Source organism: Lutispora saccharofermentans, assembly GCF_024363565.1.
GTDB lineage: Bacteria > Bacillota > Clostridia > Lutisporales > Lutisporaceae > Lutispora > Lutispora saccharofermentans.
On the sequence record NZ_JAJEKE010000023.1, the window covers coordinates 37,929 to 55,771 of the forward strand.

Genomic DNA, 17,843 nt, shown 5'->3' on the forward strand with positions numbered 1-17,843 from the left:
TCGTATCAATTTATGCTTTTTTTACCTGCAGGAGAATTGATCCATATTTTTTCCGAAGTCACTTCCCATCTATCGGCGGCATCCTTGCATTTAGCGGTCAAAAGATCAACATCCTCAGGGCTTGCCATATCGGTTGAATGAGCACCGGAACGCTTGACCATGCCGGCCAAAGCCCCTTGATTATCCAGCAGCGGACATGGGCGAAGATGATTCTTGTTGAAAGGCTGACCTTTTCGGTACTCCGCGAACAATGGGGATTTGAGAGCCTCCATCAGAGAAACATCCTTTATATTCACATTGGAATAATGTATAAATGCGCAGGGCTCCACATCACCGTTTGCATTTATGTGCAGATAATTACGACCTCCGGCAATGCAGCCTTCGACATATTCTCCATCATTCCAAAAATCCAATAAAAATATTGGTTTTTCCTTTCTGAAGCGGCGTACCTGGTGATACATGAACTCTCTTTGTTCATCTGTAGCCATAAGGTCAGTGGGAGCACCGTTTCCGATGGGCATATAGGTGAAATACCAGCAGAATTTTGCACCGTTTTTTATCATCGCATCAATATACTCGTCGCTTCCCACTTCAGCTACATTCTTTGATGTATAACAGGTAGAGATGCCGAAGGGAAGCATGCGCTCTTTCAGTATTTCCATAGCTTTTATAACTTGATTGTAGGTTCCTTTCCCACGGCGGCTGTCGGTAGCTTCTTCAAAGCCTTCGATGCTGATGGCAGGAACAAAGTTATGCACCCTCTTCATTTCGTCTGCAAAATTCTCATCTATGAGGGTACCGTTTGTAAATGCAAGAAAGACACATTCATCATGCTTTTCACACAATGTGATTATATCTTTTTTGCGGACCAGAGGTTCGCCCCCTGAGTAGATGTACATATATATGCCAAGGTCCTTGCCTTGCTCAATAATTCTATTCAGCGTTTCAAGACTCATATTCAGCTTATCGCCATATTCTGCCGCCCAGCAGCCGGTGCACCTCAGATTGCAGGCTGAAGTCGGATCCATGAGTATTGCCCACGGCACATTGCAGTCTTCTTTTTGGGCTATGTCAAGCTGCTTCTTCCTTCCGAGAATGGCGGCGTTAACCAAGAAGTTTTTCATAAACATGCATCTTGTCTCTTCATCCAAATCCGTATAAATGCTTTTAAGATATACATTCCAATTATTGTCGGGATCTTCTATGATCTCTCTTACAGCCCTGTAAGCGCCTGAGTATAAGCCTCCCTTGTCAAAACGCTCCAGCCAATCAAGCACCTTTGGAATGTTATTTTCATAATCGGAATCCATATAGGCAAGCACTTTGTTCAAACCGTAAGCTTCAACCTTTTCTTTTAGAGTTTTCATTATTTACGACCCCCATATTTATTTACTTAACCCATTATCAATTCTGATACATCCCAGTTTTATCACTGAACTAACCCGCTCTATACCCACAGGGCACAGGCGACCCCCGCCTCTATAGGCGGCGGGTGCCAAGAGCGGCTAAGTCCAGTGCCCCAGGGCAGCCTCTCTTGCCCCTGTGGGGCAATTCACCTTCTATGGACTCGACTAACATTCAGTGGGGGCTGAATCCCCCTCTGAATGAAGTCTCGTTCAACAAGTTCAAGCAATATCCTGTCTAAAATAATATATTACAACTTGACAGCTATAATGACATATTAAAGCATACTCGGCCGCATCAATTTCTCACAGCTTTACAACTAGCTTAGCATATTGTAAGATTATAATTAACCAATAGTCCTGTCTAAGTGTCCAAATTTTACACAATAAACCAATAATGTTGGATTTTTAGACAAATTTGATAAATTGTCCATATATGGAGTGATGATGAATGGCGAAGCCTGAACTTACCAAATTATTGATAGCTCAAACTCTAAAGCAGCTAATGACACACAATCCCCTCGACAAAATAAGCGTTCGGGATATCGTAGAAGCATGCGGCATTAACAGAAAAACATTTTATTATCACTTTCACGATAAACAAGCACTGATCTGCTGGATTTTTGACAGTGAGTTTGCAAGCCTTACTGATTCGAATCCGGACAATACGGTTATAGATGATCTTGTTGAGCATCTGTATGAGAATAAAGATTTTTATATCGCTGCCCTAACATCGGATGTGCAGAACAATCTAAGAGAGCATCTGTTCAAGATTGCTTATGATATAATAATGATGAAGATCGCATCGATCATCGGAGCACGTGAGATGGCATTCGGCGATATGCATATGATTGCAAATTATTTTACCAATGCTGCTATCGGATGCATCACTCAATGGGCAAAGGAAGGCATGAAAACGCCTCCCGATGAATATGATTTTCTTTTTTATCCTATGACTGAGGAATGTCTGGAGTTTGTCATTGAAAAATACTTTAAGAAATGATGATGCCATAAAATTGTTATATGTTTATGCTCACAAATTTAAAGCTATTTACATCAAAAAGGCCTAAATCCGTCAGCTTTATCTCAGGTATTACAGGCAATGCTAAAAAAGATAATGTCATGGATGGATCATAATCCTTATTAACCCCCATTTTATAAGCCGTCTCGATAAGATCTGCTAAAATGCTCTGTATTTCCTCTATAGGGCTGTCGCTCATCAGACCTGCTATGGGCAAGCCCAGATATTTAATTATTTCTCCTCCGGAAGCGATGGCGACACCGCCGCCAATCTCTTCAAGCTCTTCTACGGCCCTTTTCATATCCCTGTCATTGTCACCGATCACTACTATATTATGAGAGTCATGAGCGACAGAAGAAGCTATGGCACCATCCTTAAGCCCTAATCCCGAAACAAGCCCCAAGCCTATGTTGCCGGTAGCATTGTGTCTTTCAATCACGGCAATCTTGAGCAGTTCTTCTCCGTCTTTAGAATAATATTTGCCATCAGTTTTTATTACCTCACTGATCAATGTTTTTGTTATCAACGAGTTTGGAACCAATTCTATTATTCTCAATTGGCCGTGGTCATTCTTGATCTGGAAGCTATCCTCTTCCAGCTCTTTGATATTTACTGAATTGCGCATCTTTGAGTCGTTTATAGAAATTATATCGAATAGAGCCTCATTATTTTCAGCTATCAGCCTGCCGTTTTTATAGACCTGGTATATTTCTATGTTTTCTAAGTCATTGAGGATCAGCAAATCTGCTTTATATCCCGGAGCTATGCCCCCCACCCTGTGCAAATTATAGCACCGGCCAACATTGATGGTAGCCATCTGAATAGCTGTAACAGGATCAACACCATTTTTTATTGCCAATCTCACATTGTTGTCGATATGACCATGCTTCAAAATATCTTCCGGATGTCGGTCATCAGTACAGAACATGCATCTGTTTATGCTGCTGCTATTCAGCGCGGGAAGCAAGTCTACCAGATTCTTTGCCGCAGAGCCTTCCCTCAACATTATATGCATTCCTAACCTCAGCCTCTCCACAGCTTCTTCCGGGGTCGTGCATTCGTGCTCTGTTCTTACGCCTGAGGCTGCATATGCATTTATATCCCTGCCGCTTAAGCCGGGTCCGTGCCCGTCAACAACCTTGCCGGAATTTTGGCATAGAACTATTTTATTTATAATTGTTTTTTCGCAGTTTATAACATTTTCAAAATCCATCAGTTCCCCCAAGCCCAATACCCTCGGATGATTTATAAGCTCTATCAGATCCTCGGCTTTAAGTATGCTGCCTGAATTTTCAAAGGGAGTGGCAGGCACACATGACGGCAGCATTATGTACACATCGATGGGCAGATTTTCGGTTCCCTCCAGCATATATTTTATCCCTGCTATGCCCTTGACATTTGCAATTTCATGAGGGTCGGCTATTATTCCCGTGGTGCCTCTTACCGTAACTGCCCTTGCAAATTCTCCCGGAGTGACCATGGCGGATTCTATATGCATATGTGAATCTATAAAGCCCGGGCATAAAAATTTGCCCTCCATGTCATATTCCTCCGCCCCTTCATACTCACCTATGCCTGCAATATATCCATCATGTACTGCTACATCAGCCTTTATTATTTCTCCTGTAAATACATTTACTATATTGATGTTTTTAAATACGATCTGAGCCTTGGCTCTCCCGGCTGCTACATCTATCAGCGCAGTTATTATCTCTCTCATCAAGGCCTGCCTCCCTTCAATTTCTTTATAACATGCTCCGGACTTGCAGGAAGCTTTGTGATCCTTATGCCCACCGCATCATATACGGCATTCAGTATTGCGGGCATTGCAGCGAGCATGACAGGCTCACCGATACCTTTGGCACCATAAGGTCCCGTCGATTCGACCTCTTCCACAATAACGCTGCATATATCCGGCATATCCATAGAAGTGGGTATGATATACTTTGAAAAATTATTGTTTTTGATGATGCCGCGGCTTAAGTTCAAATCCTCGTAAAGGGCCCAGCCCATACCCATGGCAAAGCCCCCTTCTATTTGCCCTTCAATCATCAGAGGATTGATCGCTTTGCCTACATCTTGCACACAATAAGCCTTGAGCACTTCCACCCTCCCGGTTTCAGTATCAACCTCTACCTCGGCCGCATAGCAAGAAAATGTATAAGGCCAGTAAGGATCGCCCAGGCCATTTTCTTCATCCACAGCATATGTGCGGGCTGTAAAGGAATCTCCAGCTTTCAGAGCTATCCCCTCTGCTTTTGCAGCTTCATATATTTCTTTCAAGCTCAGCTTTTTAACAGGCATACCCTTTAAGCTCATATATCGCTCTTCAATCCCCTTGACCATTTCTTCCAGCCTCATACAAGCCAGGCGTACACTATTGCCTGTATTATAAGTTTGCCGGCTTGCCGCTGCTGTTCCGGCATCCGGGGTGCAGCAAGTATCTTCGCAAATGAGAACTATGCTTTCCAAGCCGACTCCCATCGCCTCCGCTGCAATTTGAGACAATACGGTTTTAGCACCCTGGCCCACTTCTGTAGCTCCGGTGTATATCAGTATCCTCCCTTGCTCATCCACCTCTGCCTCGCATATGGAAATGTCAGGAAAACCATTGCCATAGCCTGTTCCGTAAAATGTCGCAGCTATGCCCTTGCCTCTTTTTTTCATGTTCTCACCTCCGAAGAGATGTTATAGCCTATTTTCTCTGCCGCTTTTTTTATCATCATCTCCAATGGCGCCGACTCCTCCAATATTTGCCCGGTAGCTGTTCTCCTGCCTGGCTTAAAGCAGTTTTTTAGTCTCAAATCTATAGGGCTTATATTTATCCTTCTTGCTATTTCGTCTATCTGCTGTTCATAAGCCATAGCTACCTGAGCAGCGCCAAATCCCCTCATGGCTCCTGTGAATGGATTGTTTGTATATACTGCATAGCAATCAACTTTCACATTGGGTACCATGTAAGGGCCAGTTGCATGGACTCCGGCTTTTCTCAATACATTTATAGCCCAGGATGCATGGGCGCCCGAGTCTCCGATTATTTCGGCCTCCATTGCCATCAAAGTGCCGTCCTTTTTGACTCCTGTTTTATAGCGCATGTGAAAGGGATGTCTCTTGGAATGGGCGATAAAGGATTCCTCCCTTGAATATATTGCTTTTACAGGCCTTTTAAGCTTGTATGCAGCCAGAGCCAAATGGATCTGCAGCGTTATATCCTCCCTGCCGCCGAAAGCTCCCCCCACTGCTGACGTTATTATTCTTATTTTTCCCTGGGGAAGGTCTAGAGCCTGGGCAATTTCATCCCTGTCATAATGAGGATATTGAGTTGCAGCAATAAGGCTGAGGCTACCATTTTCATCGATATATGCAACTCCTGCCTCCGGCTGCAGGAAACCATGCTCTGCCATTGAAGATTCATAATTATTTTCTATTATTATATCAGAATTTTTAAAGCCTCGCTCTATATCTCCATTTCTTAATTTAAAATGAAATATCAGATTTTCTTTATCGTCATGGACCCTTGGCGCATCATCCTTCATGGCTTCCGCCGGGTCAAATATGGCAGGCAGCTCTTTATATTCTATATTTACTGATTTTGCAGCTTCTTTGGCTGCTTCATAGCTTTCAGCCACTATAAAAGCTATGGGCTCGCCGATCCTTCTCACCTTTTTTGAACAGAACACTTCATGATCTTTGATAATAACGCCATGGTGGTTATTACCCGTTACATCCTCAGCAGTAAAAACATGCAGCACCTCCGGATGCTTTTGGGCTTCGCTTTTATCCACCTTGATTTCTCCACAAGGGATAGAAGATCTTAATGTATATCCATAGGCCATGTTATCCATATAGACATCACCGGGATATAGCGCTCTGCCCATAACCTTTTCTCTTGCATCTATCCTTATCTCGCTTTTCCCCACAGTCTTAAGAGTTTCCATCATCATATCCCGCCTCCTTCATCTTCTCCGAGGCTCTGATTATCGCTTTTTCAATCTTCTTATATCCGGTGCATCTGCACAGGTTTCCCGATATAGCCCTTCTGATATCTTCTTTGCCCGGTTTATTGTTTTTATCCAATAAAGCCTTTGCCGACAGTACCATACCCGGTATGCAATAGCCGCATTGCACTGCTCCCTCTTCAATGAAGGCCTCCTGTATAGGGTGTAAATTCTGCTCGTCTCCTAAGCCTTCTATAGTAGTTACAGCAGCTCCCTGGACCTGACCAAGAAGGACAAGGCAAGAATTTGCCGTCCTGCCGTCGATTATGACTGTACAGGCGCCGCATTCTCCCTGGCTGCATCCTTCCTTAGTGCCGACCAGCTTGAGCTCATCTCTCAAAAAATCTATCAATCTTGTGCTCAGATCAGCCTCCATGGATATATGGCTGCCGTTTAGTGTAAAGCTTATTTTTCCCTTCATAAACCCATACCCCCTACTGCAATAACCCATTTTTGGCAGTTTTCAAATACTTGTTGCTTTAACTGATAACGATTGCGAAAGCTCCGGGACTAAGACTTTGTAAGCTTGCATAGGGTTGCGTCAAAACTAACAAACTTTAAGTCTCTTCACATTGAACGAGACTTCATTGCTATGAAAGTCCAGCGACCTTGTCATCCTGAGGGCTATGCCCGAAGGATCTAATTTGAGATTCTTCAGTCGCTTTGCTCCTTCAGAATGACAGGGAATGCACTCTTTTATCAGTCAGCGCAACAATTAATACAGTAAAATCAATTTTTCTGCGGCCGTGAGGCAGGCTTCCCTGAAAACAGCCTTTACCGCAACTCTCTTATAAGGCATAGAAGCTCTGGATTCAAGCCTTTCAGCCACTTCCCTGGATAGAACATCTGCTGCTCCTTCTATATTTTGCTCATTGAATACGGCATCCTTAAGGTAGTTCTCTGTCTTTTCTTCTTTAGTCGCTTTTATTCCAAGGCTGCCTGTATATATGCAGATATCTTGAATCCTGTTTTCGGTCAATAATATTTTGACTGCGCAGGATATGGTGGATATGCTTAAAGCGTTTCTCCTGCCCAGCTTAGAAAATCCACAGCCCTCATTTTCTCTTAAAATGTTAAAATTTATTGACTTTAATATTTCGACCTCATTCAGCTCAGTTTTTCCTTTATTGTTTATAAAGCTGCTGAGAGGTGCTTGCCTTACGCCCCTTTGGCTGATGATCACGCATTCAGCGCCCAGGGCCATAAATAAAGGTATGCTATCTGCTGCCGGTGCAGCATTACAAATGTTTCCCCCTATGGTTGCCCGATTTTGTATTTGAACTGCCCCCATCTTCATAGCCATATTTACAAGAAAAGGCAATCGCTCTTTTATATACCGATTTTCAATTATATCTGTGAAGGTTACGGCAGAGCCTATGCTTATCTTATCTTTCTCAATCTTTATTTCCCTGAGTTCAGACAGGCCGCTTATATCAACCAGAAGCTCCGGTTTTTCCTCTTGATTTCTAAGCTGTATAATTAAATCCGTACCGCCTGCAATGATTTTGCTTCCCTCATAAGATGCCAATACTAAGGCTTCATTCAATGTACCGGGTTTATATAGCTTGATATCCATATATATTCCCCCATCATCCTTAAAGACTATCTTTGATTATTCTGCTTTTGCTTATCTGTCTGCTGATAAGCCTATTGCAATTATCCTTTATTTCCTCTTCATTTAAAGTCTTAAGCATCCTATCTTCCATCAGTATCTTGCCATCTACTATGGTCGTGATCACATCCGAAGCCTTGGCAGAATATACTACCCGTGATATCAAATTGACTTCCATAGATGGTGCGGTATGAATATTATCTAAATCCAATATTGCTAAATCTGCCTTTTTTCCGATTTCCAAGCTGCCTATTTCATCTTCCAGGCCTATGGCTTTGGCCCCGCCTAAGGTAGCAAGCTCAAAAATGGTTTCCGCAGGCATGACGGTAGAGTCTAACAGCCTTCCCTTTTGAATCAACGCTGCTGTTCTCATTTCATTAAACATATCCATATTGTTGTTGCAGGGTGTTCCGTCCGCTCCAATAGATACATTGATGCCCATTTTCATCATTTCCGGTATTTTCGCAATGCCGGATGCCAATTTCAAATTGGAATTTGGGCAGTGGGCAACCTTGGTCCCCGTTTCCGCAAGGATTTTCATCTCATCATCATCCAGCCATATGCAATGGGCAAGAATGAGATTGGACCCTGTAAGCCCTATCTTCTTTAGATATGAAATGTTCCTCATCCCCCTGTCCTTCATGACGAATTCGATTTCCCCCAGATTTTCAGAGGCATGAGTATGTATCATCGCATTGTTTTCCCCGGCTAAATCCCTGACGCGCATCAGCAGCTCCTCGGTGCAGGAGACTACAAATCTTGGGGCAAAGGCATACCTGATCCTGCCATTATCCTTCATATGCCATTTGTTTAACAGATAGAGACTCTCCTCAATAGAATCCTCTGTCCTTTCCATCATAGTTGAAGGTACATCTGCGCCATAATCCATCATGCATTTTCCTGTTATCGCCCTGATGCCGGGTTCATATATGGCATCTATCGCACTGTCTGTATGATGCACGGATTCCATATCCACTACCGTTGTTGTCGCCCCTTTGATCAGCTCTGATATGCCAAGCTTTGCCGAATAATAGTTGGATTCACTGTCATGGGCACCTTCTAATGGCCATATCCTCTTTTTCAGCCAATCCATAAGCTCCAAATCGTCACCCTGCCCTCTGAAAAGTGCCTGCGTAAGATGCACATGAGATTGTATAAGGCCCGGAATTATGACTTTGCCATAGGCATTTATCTCTTTATCTGCTTTAATATCCGGATCATGCCCCATAAATTGTATTCTGCCGTCTGCTACTAATATATCACCCTCAAAGATATCTCTCTTTGGGTTCATAGTTACAATAGTACCATCTTTGATCAGCAAGGTGTCCATGTCTGTGTCCCCCTTTCATTGTTTCAATAAGGGGGCTGTTGCATAACACATTCAACCTGTCATTCTAAAGGAGTAAAGCGACTGAAGAATCTTAAATTAGATCCTTCGAGCATAGCCCTCAGGATGACAAGGTCGCTGGACTTTCATATTAATGTAAAAGTTGGAATTTTGCAACAGCCTCCCGGCCTGACTATACTATAAACTTAAAAACAAAAATCAGTGACAGTACATACATCACGATTGATACTTCCTTTGCTTTTCCCGTTAATGTTTTAAGTAAAGTATATGACAGCATTCCAAAAACAATGCCTTCGGCAATACTATAGGATATAGGCATCATGATGATCGTTAAAAACGCAGGTATTGCTTCAGTATAGTCCTTCAGATCGATCCTCAAGATCGGCTCCATCATAAACAACCCTACCAAAATCAATGCAGGGGCGGTAGCTGCCCCGGGTATTATCAGGAATATGGGAGAGAACAACAGAGCCAGCAAGAATAAAACTCCTGTTGTTAAAGCTGTCAGCCCTGTCCTTCCCCCCTCAGCAACCCCCGATGCGCTTTCCACATAGGTGGTTACCGTACTGGTCCCAAACAGTGAACCCAAAACGGTTCCAATGGCATCCGTAAGGAGTACGTTGCTGGCCTTAGGAAGTTTTCCGTCCTTGTCCAGCATATCTGCCTTGGAAGCAACTCCTATGACTGTTCCCACAGTATCGAAGACATCTACAAACAGGAAAGTAAACATGATGATCAAAAAATCAATGCTGAATATAGTTGACCAATCTGTTTTTAATACTGCAAGGAATGTAGGAGCCATGGACAGAGGAGCTTGAATAATGCTTTCCGGCAGCTTGGCCACACCCATGATTATTCCTATAGCCGTTGATATTAATATACCTATGAATAAGGCTCCCTTTACTCTTTTATGCAACAATACTCCGGTTATTATTAAACCCAGTACGGCAAGTATGGCAGACGGGCTTTTCATGTCTCCAAGCTCTAATATTGCCCCTCCGGCTTTGACGATCCCCGCATTTACAAAGCCTATAAAGGCAATGAAAAGCCCAATGCCTGCACTGACCGCATATTTCAAGTTCATGGGTATCGAATCGATAATTGCTTCTCTGACCTTAAAAAAGGACATTATTATGAATATTATTCCTTCCACAAATACCGCAGTTAAAGCCAATTGCCAGCTATAGCCCATGCCGATTACCACTCCATAGGCAAAGAAAGAATTAAGCCCCATGCCCGGTGCCAGGGCGAAGGGGTAATTGGCCAAAAAGGCCATCAGGATCGTTGTGAGTCCGGATGCAAGGCAGGTGGCGGTCAATACAGCGCCGAAGTCCATACCTGCTTCTTTCAATGTCAAAGGATTTACAATGATGATATAAGCCATAGTCATAAATGTGGTTAACCCGGCTATGATTTCAGTTCTAACAGTAGTCTTATGCTCGTTTAATTTAAACAGCTTTTCCAACATACCTGAGTTAGGATTTTTGTTTGCTCTTGTCTGCAAATCCACGTTATTCCCTCCTTTTATTGATCTATTTTGGAAAAAGTTATAGCTATACCTCCCTTCGCTTTTGCCTTTATCCTGTATCCGATAACTAAATTAATCGGTTGTGGTAGCTGATAACAAGTATAAAGCTTCAAGGCTAAGACTTTGTAAGCTTGTATAGGGCTGCGTCAAAACTCGCATGTAGTCTTTGTCATTACTTTTAAGATTCAAGTAAGTTATGAGAGTTCTAGATTTAACAGCATATAGGCTCAAACAGTTGACGCAGCTTTTCCTATTGCCCCAGGGCACCTTCTCTTGCTCCTGTGTCGCAATTCACCTTGACTTCGCTAACAAACTCTAAGCCGCTTCACAAAATACTTTTTTATCAGCTACCACAATGAGTTAAATTACAGGCGGCAATATTTCAAAGCTGTTGACATCTATCAGACCTTTGTCGGTGATCTTCCACTTGGGGCTTGTAGTCAAAGCCAGGAATGACAGGTGCATAAAAGGCGCATGAACTTTGCATCCAAGCCTATCCTTTACCGCATTGTTGAGCTCCCGCATCTTGCTGCTGAGCTCATAGGCTGTCAGCTCATCGGTGATCAAGCCCCCGACAGGCAGGGACAATTCATTCAATACTGCCCCGCCCTTTGCTATGGCTATACCGCCTTTCATTTCTATGACCCTGTTGATCGCCAGCGCCATATCCTTTGTATTCGTGCCTATCGCTATGATATTATGCGCATCATGTGCAATGCTCTCAGCAAAAGCACCCTCCTTGAGGCCAAAGCCGGTCACAAAAGCTTTGCCGATGCCTCCGGTTTTCCCATATCGTTCTACACAAGCGATGTGCAAAATATCATTGCTTATATCGCATTGAACTTTTCCATCAGATACCCTCAAATCTACGACCTTTGCATCCGTAAGATTTTGATCGGGTATGAGGACTATGCATCTGGCCGCCGCCTTATCGCCGTCTTTATATATCTCCAATTTTTCTTTGGAAACAGGGCTGCACTTAACCGAATTCTTAACAGCATCAGGATATTTGTAGAGCGGCAGCTTTATCAGCAATTCTCCGCCGTTGGAGATGAGCTTCCCGTTTATAAATACTGCCGCTATCTTCATCTGAGCTAAATCTTCGATGATTGCGATGTCTGCAAGCTTCCCCGGCGCCAATACTCCAATATCATTGAAACCAAAATAGGCGGCCGGATTGATCGTGGCCATCTGTATCGCTTCTTCGGGTCTCACCCCTTGGGCTATGGTCCTCCTTATTATTTCATTCATATGACCTTGCTCCGCCAAATCATCGGACAGCATATCATCAGTGGCTAAGATAAGCCTTCGTGAATCCAAGCCTTCCTCAGTCAACGCCTTAATGCATTCAGCCATATTCCTCTGAGTTGAGCCCTCTCTCATAAAAACATATATGCCGTATCTCAATTTTTCGACGCATTCCTCTTTAGTGGTAGTCTCATGGCAGGAGCATCGCCCTCCGCAGCTGATTATATGAGCGGCGAGTTCTTCACCAAAAAGCTCCGGTGCATTTCCGTCAACGATTTTACCCAATGATGCCGCATAGGCAGTTGATGCGACCAAATCATCGATGGCCTCCGGTGTATGCTTATATACATTTTTAACATTGCTGAATCCTTGGAGCTCCCCGATTCCTGCTATATTTTTATAGTGAAGCAGATCTTCCATATCCGTTGAATCGATATCAGCACCCGCCGTTTCAAGAGTAGGACTGTCAGGAGCCATAGCGGGAACCACAAGCCTTATCCTGTTTGGCACCGCATCAGCTTCCTCCGCCATAGCCTTTATACCTATGGGACCCAACGCATTGCCTATTTCATGGGGATCTGCAACAATCGTCGTAGTGCCCGACGGAATCGATAGCTTTGAAAACTCAGTAATAGTGAGCATGCTGCTTTCAAAATGCATATGTGAATCTATAAAGCCCGGAGAAATGTGCTTGCCTCGTACATCAATGACCTTTGTCCTGCTCCCGATAAGCCCGGATGCATCTCCAACCATCATTATGTATTTACCCTTTATTGCTACATCTCCGGGATAGATCTCCCTTGTGATGACATTTACTATATTGCCTCCGTAAAGCACGATATCGGCAAATCCTCCCTCACCCAATAAATGATTGATCAGCATCCTATGATCTACTGCCATTTTTATATGATCGGTTTTCACATGCTCAACCCCTTATCCGTTAAGGTCTATCTTGTCAACTATTCCAACTATTGCTGCATCCACGGGAACTCCGGATTTTTTCACAGCATAGGGCGCTACGCTGCCTGTGACATAAATAACCACTTCACCCACTCCGGCACCCACGGTATCTACTGCAATAAGAGGGTTATCCCTATCCTGCCCCACAAAATCCATGGGCTGGGTTATCAAAAGCTTGGACCCTACCAGGCCTTCATCCTTTCTGGTAGCGATAACCGTACCTATTACCCTTCCTATAAGCATTTTATATTCCTCCAAAACTTCTATTTAACACTGAATTATCATGCGGTATCCGCACAACGGTAAACAAAAACAGTCCCGGTCATTCTGAAGGAGCCTGCGACTGAAGAATCTTAAATTAGATCCTTCGGGCATAGCTCTCAGGATGACAAGGTCGCTGGACTATCATAGCAATGAAGTCTCGTTTGACATGCATCTGCATCCTTCTTATTTCAAGATCAGGGCTATTTTTCTTTGTTTCAGCCTATCCTTTGCCAGGGGAGTGATGATATATCCCTTTGAAAGGATGAGCTCCTGACCGTCTTTCAACTCGTTTATATCGCTTTCAGTGATAACCCTTTTGCCTCTCTCAGCTTCGGTGAATACCGGTGACCTCTTGTCGTGCGTGAGGTTTTGAAGAACCTCATAAGTAAATTTTCGTTTGTCTGCCACGGAGTAGACCTCCAATCACAACAATCATGTATCTACTTATTTTCTTTCAGCATTACCCTTTCAACCTCTGCATGAGGCCTGGGTATTACATGCACCGAGAAAAGCTCTCCCACCGCTCTGGCGGCCTCGGCGCCTACATCCGTTGCAGCCTTTACTGCGCCCACATCCCCCCGCACCATAACGGTGACCAAGCCGAAACCTATCCTCTCGTAGCCTACTATGGTTACATTGGCCGCCTTTACCATTGCATCAGCAGCTTCTATTGCCCCTACCAAGCCCTTGGTTTCTATTAATCCCAATGCTTCTCCGTTCATTTACTTTTCCTCCTCAATTTTATTATCCAATAATATCTGATTGTATTTCTCTTCGAATTTCATAAAGATTTGTTCCAATTCCTCATGGGGCCTTGGTATTACATGGACAGCAATGACCTTCCCCACTTTTTTTGCTGCTATTTCACCCGCCTCCACAGATGACTGAACGGCAGCTACCTGACCTGCTATTTCAATAGTGATGCTTATTGCTTTATCCACTCCGATCACCTTTTCACAGCCGACAAGCCTTACGTCCGCATTTTTACAGGCAGCATCCAGAGCTGCTAAAGCTGTTGTCAACCCTACTACCTCTATAAGACCTAAAGCACCTCCAGCCATCATCAAACCTCCCTGTACAGCTTGCCTATAGAAGCCAAACTCACTAAATTCTTACTCGCTTTATTCATTTCATTTTGCTCTTCAGCAGGCTCATCTCTTTGATAATCTTTCTGCAGTTCCTCTAAAGTAATCAGCTTTATCCCTTTGTCGGCAATATGATCATGCTCCGCTAATATCTCCTTTAGCAGCCTTTCTTGCTCTTTCCTGAGATTCGCGGCACCGGTATTCTTGTTTTGTACCTGTGCATTGATTGAAGGTTTGTTTATCGTGTTATTAAGCATGACTCTCATCAAAGGATTCGGCACAACGCATCCCTCCTATATCATATCTATCAGAGAAATGAATCTTATTACATCCTCATGAGGCCTTGGCAATACATTGCAGGCTATCAATTCTCCTATATTGCCGATGGAGTTTTTCCCTGCCTCCACTGCTGATTTCACCGCAGCCACATCGCCTTCTACCATGGCAATGACAAAGCCTGAGCCTACAACATAAAACTTTGATATGTTTACATCGGCGGTCTTCACCATCGAATCCGAAGCTTGTATGGCTGCTGTCATTCCCCTTGTCTCTATCATGCCAAGGGCTTCTCTCCCCATTTATATCCCTCCAGAAATATTACCGGAAATAATCCGAAATATTTATTCTTTCCCAGCCGGGTATGCTTGTCCTCTCAAATTTGCCTTCCAGCCCTCCCAAGGGTGCTGTAGCATCAATGCCCATTTTGGCTGTAACACCTCTAAGCTCATGGGTCGGTTCCAATCCCGAGCCTCTTGCCCCCGGAATGATGATCACATCTTTGTCCGCTTGAACCCTGGTCGCTATAGCCCACTCTACATCAGCAGCATTAAAAATATCCACATCCTCATCGACTACCACTACATGTTTTACATCCTTATTGCTTGCCAGGGCAGCAATGATGGCGCTTTTGCCATCTCCCTCAGAGGTCTTGCGTATTGAAACTATCGCATGAAACCTGCAACCTCCGATCGTTGGCAAATACACAGCCTTAACTGTGGGTATGATATTCTTTATCTGTTGATAGAGATGCATTTCTCTCATCAGCCCATTTGGCAAAACATGCTCTGAGCTCGAAGGAAAATTTATTTGGAATATAGGGTTGCTGCGGTGGCATACAGCCGTTATTTCCATAACAGGCTGCAGGGTGCCGCCGCCGTAATATCCCGCCATTTCACCAAAGGGCCCTTCTTTTTCACGGATTTTGGGCGGCATAAAGCCTTCAATCACGATCTCGGCATATGCCGGCACCAACAAGTCTACGGTTTCACATTTTATTAGCTTCAGCGGCTCTCCTCTCAAGGCGCTGTCGACCTCATACTTGTCCAGCCCGTATATCTGAGAATTGACCTGAGATGAAACCATAAATATCGGATCATAGCCGAGTATGACCGCAATTTCCATAGGCTCGCCTTCTTTTTCCATATCAAAGTATTGGTCCAGAAGCATCGGCGACTCTATGAGCACGCTCAGCCTGTTTCCTCCCAAAACTTGCAGTCTCCTCACCGAGGTATGGCTTTTGCCGGTTTTCCTATCCTTTACTACGACTATGCCTGCTGTAATAAAAGGATTGGAATCCTTTTCATGAAAGGTAGGAATCGGAAACAGCTTTTTAATGTCTATGTTCCTACGGATTATGTTTTCTTTTACAGGCCCGCTGCTGACAACCTCATAGGGCATCGGATTTGCAACAGCCTCCATCAGAGAAAAAACAATTCCTTCATCGCTTGTATTCAGCAGCTCTGCATATCTGGACCTTTCGCCGCAGATACCCGCCACTGCAGTTATATCGCAGCCCTTGATTTTTTTAAACAATATGGGTTTGATGCCGTTCAGCTTTTTTATCACCGCGCCTAATTCGAATTTTGGGTCTACTTCCTTCTCACATATCATGAGCTGTTTTTTTTCTTCTAATATTTTCAGGTAATCCCTCATCGACTGCCTAATCACGCTATCTCTCACCAACCTTCCCCTTCTCCCCCCATCTCTCGATGAGATCATGATCTATATCAAAGGCATCCAGAATCTTTCCCGTCATTATGGCTACAATATCCGAAATGCATTGAGGGTGAGTGTAAAATCCAGGCGCAGCCGGCATGATGACTGCACCTGCTCTGGATAATTCAAGCATATTTTTCAGATGGATGATGCTCAGCGGAGTTTCTCTGGGCACTACCACCAGCTTCCGTCTCTCCTTCAAAACCACATCGGCACTGCGGCTGAGCAAATTGTCGGAATATCCATTGGCTACGGCAGCCAATGTCTTCATCGAGCATGGTATGATCACCATGCCTTCAGTTTTAAATGTACCGCTGGCAATCGGAGCATATAGATCATCATAGGAATAAATCTCTTTGGCAAACTCTCTCAGATCATTTTTATCCAAACCGCATTCATATTTGACTACATCCTCTCCCATTTTCGTCATCACAAGATGTGTCTCTATTCCAAGTAGCTTTAAGGTCTGCAAGAGCCCCAGCGCATAGATTGCACCGCTGCCTCCGCTGATGCCTATAATAAGCCTCATTTAAATTCCTCCAAACATATCAGGAGCAGCAGCGGCCTTTTTCTTTATTATCGGGCTGCCCCGCATCCTTCCATGGATCTTCCCCTTCTTCCCATGCCTTGATATATTCATCGACAGTCATCACCTTGGCAAAGATAGCCATGTCTCTAAGCCCAGCTCTATGCATTTCTTCGTCCTTTGATGCGCAGCAGTCGGATATGGCAATCACCTTGTATGCCCTATAGGAGGCATCCGAAGCAGTGCTTCTTACGCAAACATTGGTCCACACTCCTGTTACTACAACTGTCTCTATATTCTCCTCCCTGAGATATAGATCGAGGTCCGTATACATAAACCCGCTGTGCCTTCTCTTGGGAATTACATATTCATCTCCCGCCGGCTTAAGCTCATCGATTATCCGGGAGCCCCAGGTTCCGGCGACGGCATGGACAGGCCTTACTCTAAAATCCGCATCATGCTTCCTGTGAGCCTCCTGGATATGGACGATATGGATATCTTCAGGCCTTGTTCTTCCATAATCCATCAGCTTGCGCAATGCGGGGACAATCTTTTCCCCATCGGGACATCTTAAGGCTGCATTTTCCCCAATAAAGTCATTCAACATATCGATGACAAGAATGCAATGCTTTCCCATAAAAGCCCTCCTCTATTTATATTTATTTAAACAACTCATTTTCAGCGGTTTGATAATCTTGTTATTCTGACTGATAAAAGAGTGCTTTGTGAAGGGACTTAGAGTTTGTTAGCGCAGTATAGGAAAAGCTGCGTCAACTGTTTGAGCCTATATGCTGTTAAATCAGAAAGCCGCATAACTTACTTGATTCTTAACAGTAATTACAAGCGCTGTATGCG

19 protein-coding genes are annotated in these 17,843 nt (G+C 44.0%); 1 reads left to right on the forward strand and 18 read right to left on the reverse strand.

All coding sequences use genetic code 11. The annotated features are described in order from the left end of the window. Window positions 1-5: 5 nt before the first annotated feature. Window positions 6-1,367 (reverse strand): radical SAM protein, encoded by a 1,362-nt coding sequence (locus tag LJD61_RS18330; RefSeq protein WP_255229013.1) that lies wholly within the window; start codon window positions 1,365-1,367, stop codon window positions 6-8. A gap of 487 nt (window positions 1,368-1,854) precedes the next feature. Here LJD61_RS18330 and LJD61_RS18335 point away from each other — a divergent pair, with 487 nt between their 5' ends. Beyond that, window positions 1,855-2,406, forward strand: coding sequence for a TetR/AcrR family transcriptional regulator C-terminal domain-containing protein (locus tag LJD61_RS18335; RefSeq protein WP_255229014.1), 552 nt, complete (start codon window positions 1,855-1,857; stop codon window positions 2,404-2,406). A 16-nt stretch (window positions 2,407-2,422) separates the two neighbouring features. Here the strand turns inward: LJD61_RS18335 and ade (LJD61_RS18340) are convergent, their stop codons facing one another. The 17 genes from ade (LJD61_RS18340) to LJD61_RS18420 form a co-directional block, all read right to left on the reverse strand. Then, window positions 2,423-4,144 carry an adenine deaminase gene (ade, locus tag LJD61_RS18340; protein WP_255229015.1) on the reverse strand — a complete coding sequence of 574 codons (1,722 nt, stop codon included), beginning with the start codon at window positions 4,142-4,144 and terminating at the stop codon, window positions 2,423-2,425. Next, on the reverse strand, window positions 4,144-5,091 hold the full coding sequence (locus LJD61_RS18345) for a xanthine dehydrogenase family protein molybdopterin-binding subunit (RefSeq protein WP_255229017.1): 948 nt from the start codon (window positions 5,089-5,091) through the stop codon (window positions 4,144-4,146). The genes ade (LJD61_RS18340) and LJD61_RS18345 overlap by 1 nt, the downstream gene beginning before the upstream one ends. Then, window positions 5,088-6,368, reverse strand: coding sequence for a xanthine dehydrogenase family protein molybdopterin-binding subunit (locus LJD61_RS18350; protein ID WP_333783154.1), 1,281 nt, complete (start codon window positions 6,366-6,368; stop codon window positions 5,088-5,090). Before LJD61_RS18350 ends, LJD61_RS18345 begins: the two co-directional genes overlap by 4 nt. Next, window positions 6,349-6,843, reverse strand: coding sequence for a (2Fe-2S)-binding protein (locus LJD61_RS18355; RefSeq protein WP_255229018.1), 495 nt, complete (start codon window positions 6,841-6,843; stop codon window positions 6,349-6,351). The genes LJD61_RS18350 and LJD61_RS18355 overlap by 20 nt, the downstream gene beginning before the upstream one ends. 294 nt (window positions 6,844-7,137) lie before the next feature. Then, window positions 7,138-7,998, reverse strand: a complete 861-nt coding sequence (locus LJD61_RS18360; RefSeq protein ID WP_255229019.1) for an FAD binding domain-containing protein — start codon at window positions 7,996-7,998, stop codon at window positions 7,138-7,140. Window positions 7,999-8,017: 19 nt separating this feature from the next. Continuing rightward, window positions 8,018-9,364, reverse strand: coding sequence for a 5'-deoxyadenosine deaminase (locus LJD61_RS18365; RefSeq protein ID WP_255229020.1), 1,347 nt, complete (start codon window positions 9,362-9,364; stop codon window positions 8,018-8,020). Between the two features lie 190 nt (window positions 9,365-9,554). Beyond that, window positions 9,555-10,850, reverse strand: coding sequence for an NCS2 family permease (locus tag LJD61_RS18370; protein ID WP_408615845.1), 1,296 nt, complete (start codon window positions 10,848-10,850; stop codon window positions 9,555-9,557). A gap of 420 nt (window positions 10,851-11,270) precedes the next feature. Continuing rightward, window positions 11,271-13,079 carry an adenine deaminase gene (ade, locus tag LJD61_RS18375; RefSeq protein ID WP_255229021.1) on the reverse strand — a complete coding sequence of 603 codons (1,809 nt, stop codon included), beginning with the start codon at window positions 13,077-13,079 and terminating at the stop codon, window positions 11,271-11,273. Between the two features lie 12 nt (window positions 13,080-13,091). Further along, window positions 13,092-13,361 (reverse strand): EutN/CcmL family microcompartment protein, encoded by a 270-nt coding sequence (locus LJD61_RS18380; RefSeq protein WP_255229022.1) that lies wholly within the window; start codon window positions 13,359-13,361, stop codon window positions 13,092-13,094. A 204-nt stretch (window positions 13,362-13,565) separates the two neighbouring features. Then, window positions 13,566-13,790 carry a hypothetical protein gene (locus LJD61_RS18385; protein WP_255229023.1) on the reverse strand — a complete coding sequence of 75 codons (225 nt, stop codon included), beginning with the start codon at window positions 13,788-13,790 and terminating at the stop codon, window positions 13,566-13,568. 32 nt (window positions 13,791-13,822) lie between these two features. Next, window positions 13,823-14,104, reverse strand: coding sequence for a BMC domain-containing protein (locus tag LJD61_RS18390; protein ID WP_255229024.1), 282 nt, complete (start codon window positions 14,102-14,104; stop codon window positions 13,823-13,825). Then, entirely contained in the window at window positions 14,105-14,443 is a 339-nt protein-coding gene (locus tag LJD61_RS18395) for a BMC domain-containing protein (RefSeq protein WP_255229025.1), read from the reverse strand. 2 nt (window positions 14,444-14,445) lie between these two features. After that, the gene (locus tag LJD61_RS18400) at window positions 14,446-14,748 is read right to left on the reverse strand and encodes a hypothetical protein (RefSeq protein ID WP_255229026.1); all 303 of its coding nucleotides are present in this window, start codon (window positions 14,746-14,748) and stop codon (window positions 14,446-14,448) included. A 12-nt stretch (window positions 14,749-14,760) separates the two neighbouring features. Then, window positions 14,761-15,045 carry a BMC domain-containing protein gene (locus tag LJD61_RS18405; protein ID WP_255229027.1) on the reverse strand — a complete coding sequence of 95 codons (285 nt, stop codon included), beginning with the start codon at window positions 15,043-15,045 and terminating at the stop codon, window positions 14,761-14,763. A 19-nt stretch (window positions 15,046-15,064) separates the two neighbouring features. Further along, on the reverse strand, window positions 15,065-16,426 hold the full coding sequence (locus tag LJD61_RS18410) for a UbiD family decarboxylase (RefSeq protein WP_255229028.1): 1,362 nt from the start codon (window positions 16,424-16,426) through the stop codon (window positions 15,065-15,067). Next, on the reverse strand, window positions 16,416-16,991 hold the full coding sequence (locus LJD61_RS18415; protein ID WP_255229029.1) for a UbiX family flavin prenyltransferase: 576 nt from the start codon (window positions 16,989-16,991) through the stop codon (window positions 16,416-16,418). The genes LJD61_RS18410 and LJD61_RS18415 overlap by 11 nt, the downstream gene beginning before the upstream one ends. Window positions 16,992-17,010: 19 nt before the next feature. Beyond that, window positions 17,011-17,625 carry a cysteine hydrolase family protein gene (locus LJD61_RS18420; RefSeq protein ID WP_255229030.1) on the reverse strand — a complete coding sequence of 205 codons (615 nt, stop codon included), beginning with the start codon at window positions 17,623-17,625 and terminating at the stop codon, window positions 17,011-17,013. Between the last annotated feature and the right edge of the window lie 218 nt (window positions 17,626-17,843).

Coding starts and splice junctions, on each gene's coding strand:
- LJD61_RS18365 (WP_255229020.1), bottom strand. CDS start 9,364: ATGGACACCTTGCTGATCAAAGATGGTACTATTGTAACTATGAACCCA.
- LJD61_RS18405 (WP_255229027.1), bottom strand. CDS start 15,045: ATGGGGAGAGAAGCCCTTGGCATGATAGAGACAAGGGGAATGACAGCA.
- LJD61_RS18370 (WP_408615845.1), bottom strand. CDS start 10,850: ATGTTGGAAAAGCTGTTTAAATTAAACGAGCATAAGACTACTGTTAGA.
- LJD61_RS18420 (WP_255229030.1), bottom strand. CDS start 17,625: ATGGGAAAGCATTGCATTCTTGTCATCGATATGTTGAATGACTTTATT.
- LJD61_RS18330 (WP_255229013.1), bottom strand. CDS start 1,367: ATGAAAACTCTAAAAGAAAAGGTTGAAGCTTACGGTTTGAACAAAGTG.
- LJD61_RS18355 (WP_255229018.1), bottom strand. CDS start 6,843: ATGAAGGGAAAAATAAGCTTTACACTAAACGGCAGCCATATATCCATG.
- LJD61_RS18360 (WP_255229019.1), bottom strand. CDS start 7,998: ATGGATATCAAGCTATATAAACCCGGTACATTGAATGAAGCCTTAGTA.
- LJD61_RS18415 (WP_255229029.1), bottom strand. CDS start 16,991: ATGAGGCTTATTATAGGCATCAGCGGAGGCAGCGGTGCAATCTATGCG.
- LJD61_RS18390 (WP_255229024.1), bottom strand. CDS start 14,104: ATGAACGGAGAAGCATTGGGATTAATAGAAACCAAGGGCTTGGTAGGG.
- LJD61_RS18395 (WP_255229025.1), bottom strand. CDS start 14,443: ATGGCTGGAGGTGCTTTAGGTCTTATAGAGGTAGTAGGGTTGACAACA.
- LJD61_RS18380 (WP_255229022.1), bottom strand. CDS start 13,361: ATGCTTATAGGAAGGGTAATAGGTACGGTTATCGCTACCAGAAAGGAT.
- LJD61_RS18350 (WP_333783154.1), bottom strand. CDS start 6,368: ATGATGATGGAAACTCTTAAGACTGTGGGGAAAAGCGAGATAAGGATA.
- LJD61_RS18335 (WP_255229014.1), top strand. CDS start 1,855: ATGGCGAAGCCTGAACTTACCAAATTATTGATAGCTCAAACTCTAAAG.
- ade (WP_255229015.1), bottom strand. CDS start 4,144: ATGAGAGAGATAATAACTGCGCTGATAGATGTAGCAGCCGGGAGAGCC.
- LJD61_RS18345 (WP_255229017.1), bottom strand. CDS start 5,091: ATGAAAAAAAGAGGCAAGGGCATAGCTGCGACATTTTACGGAACAGGC.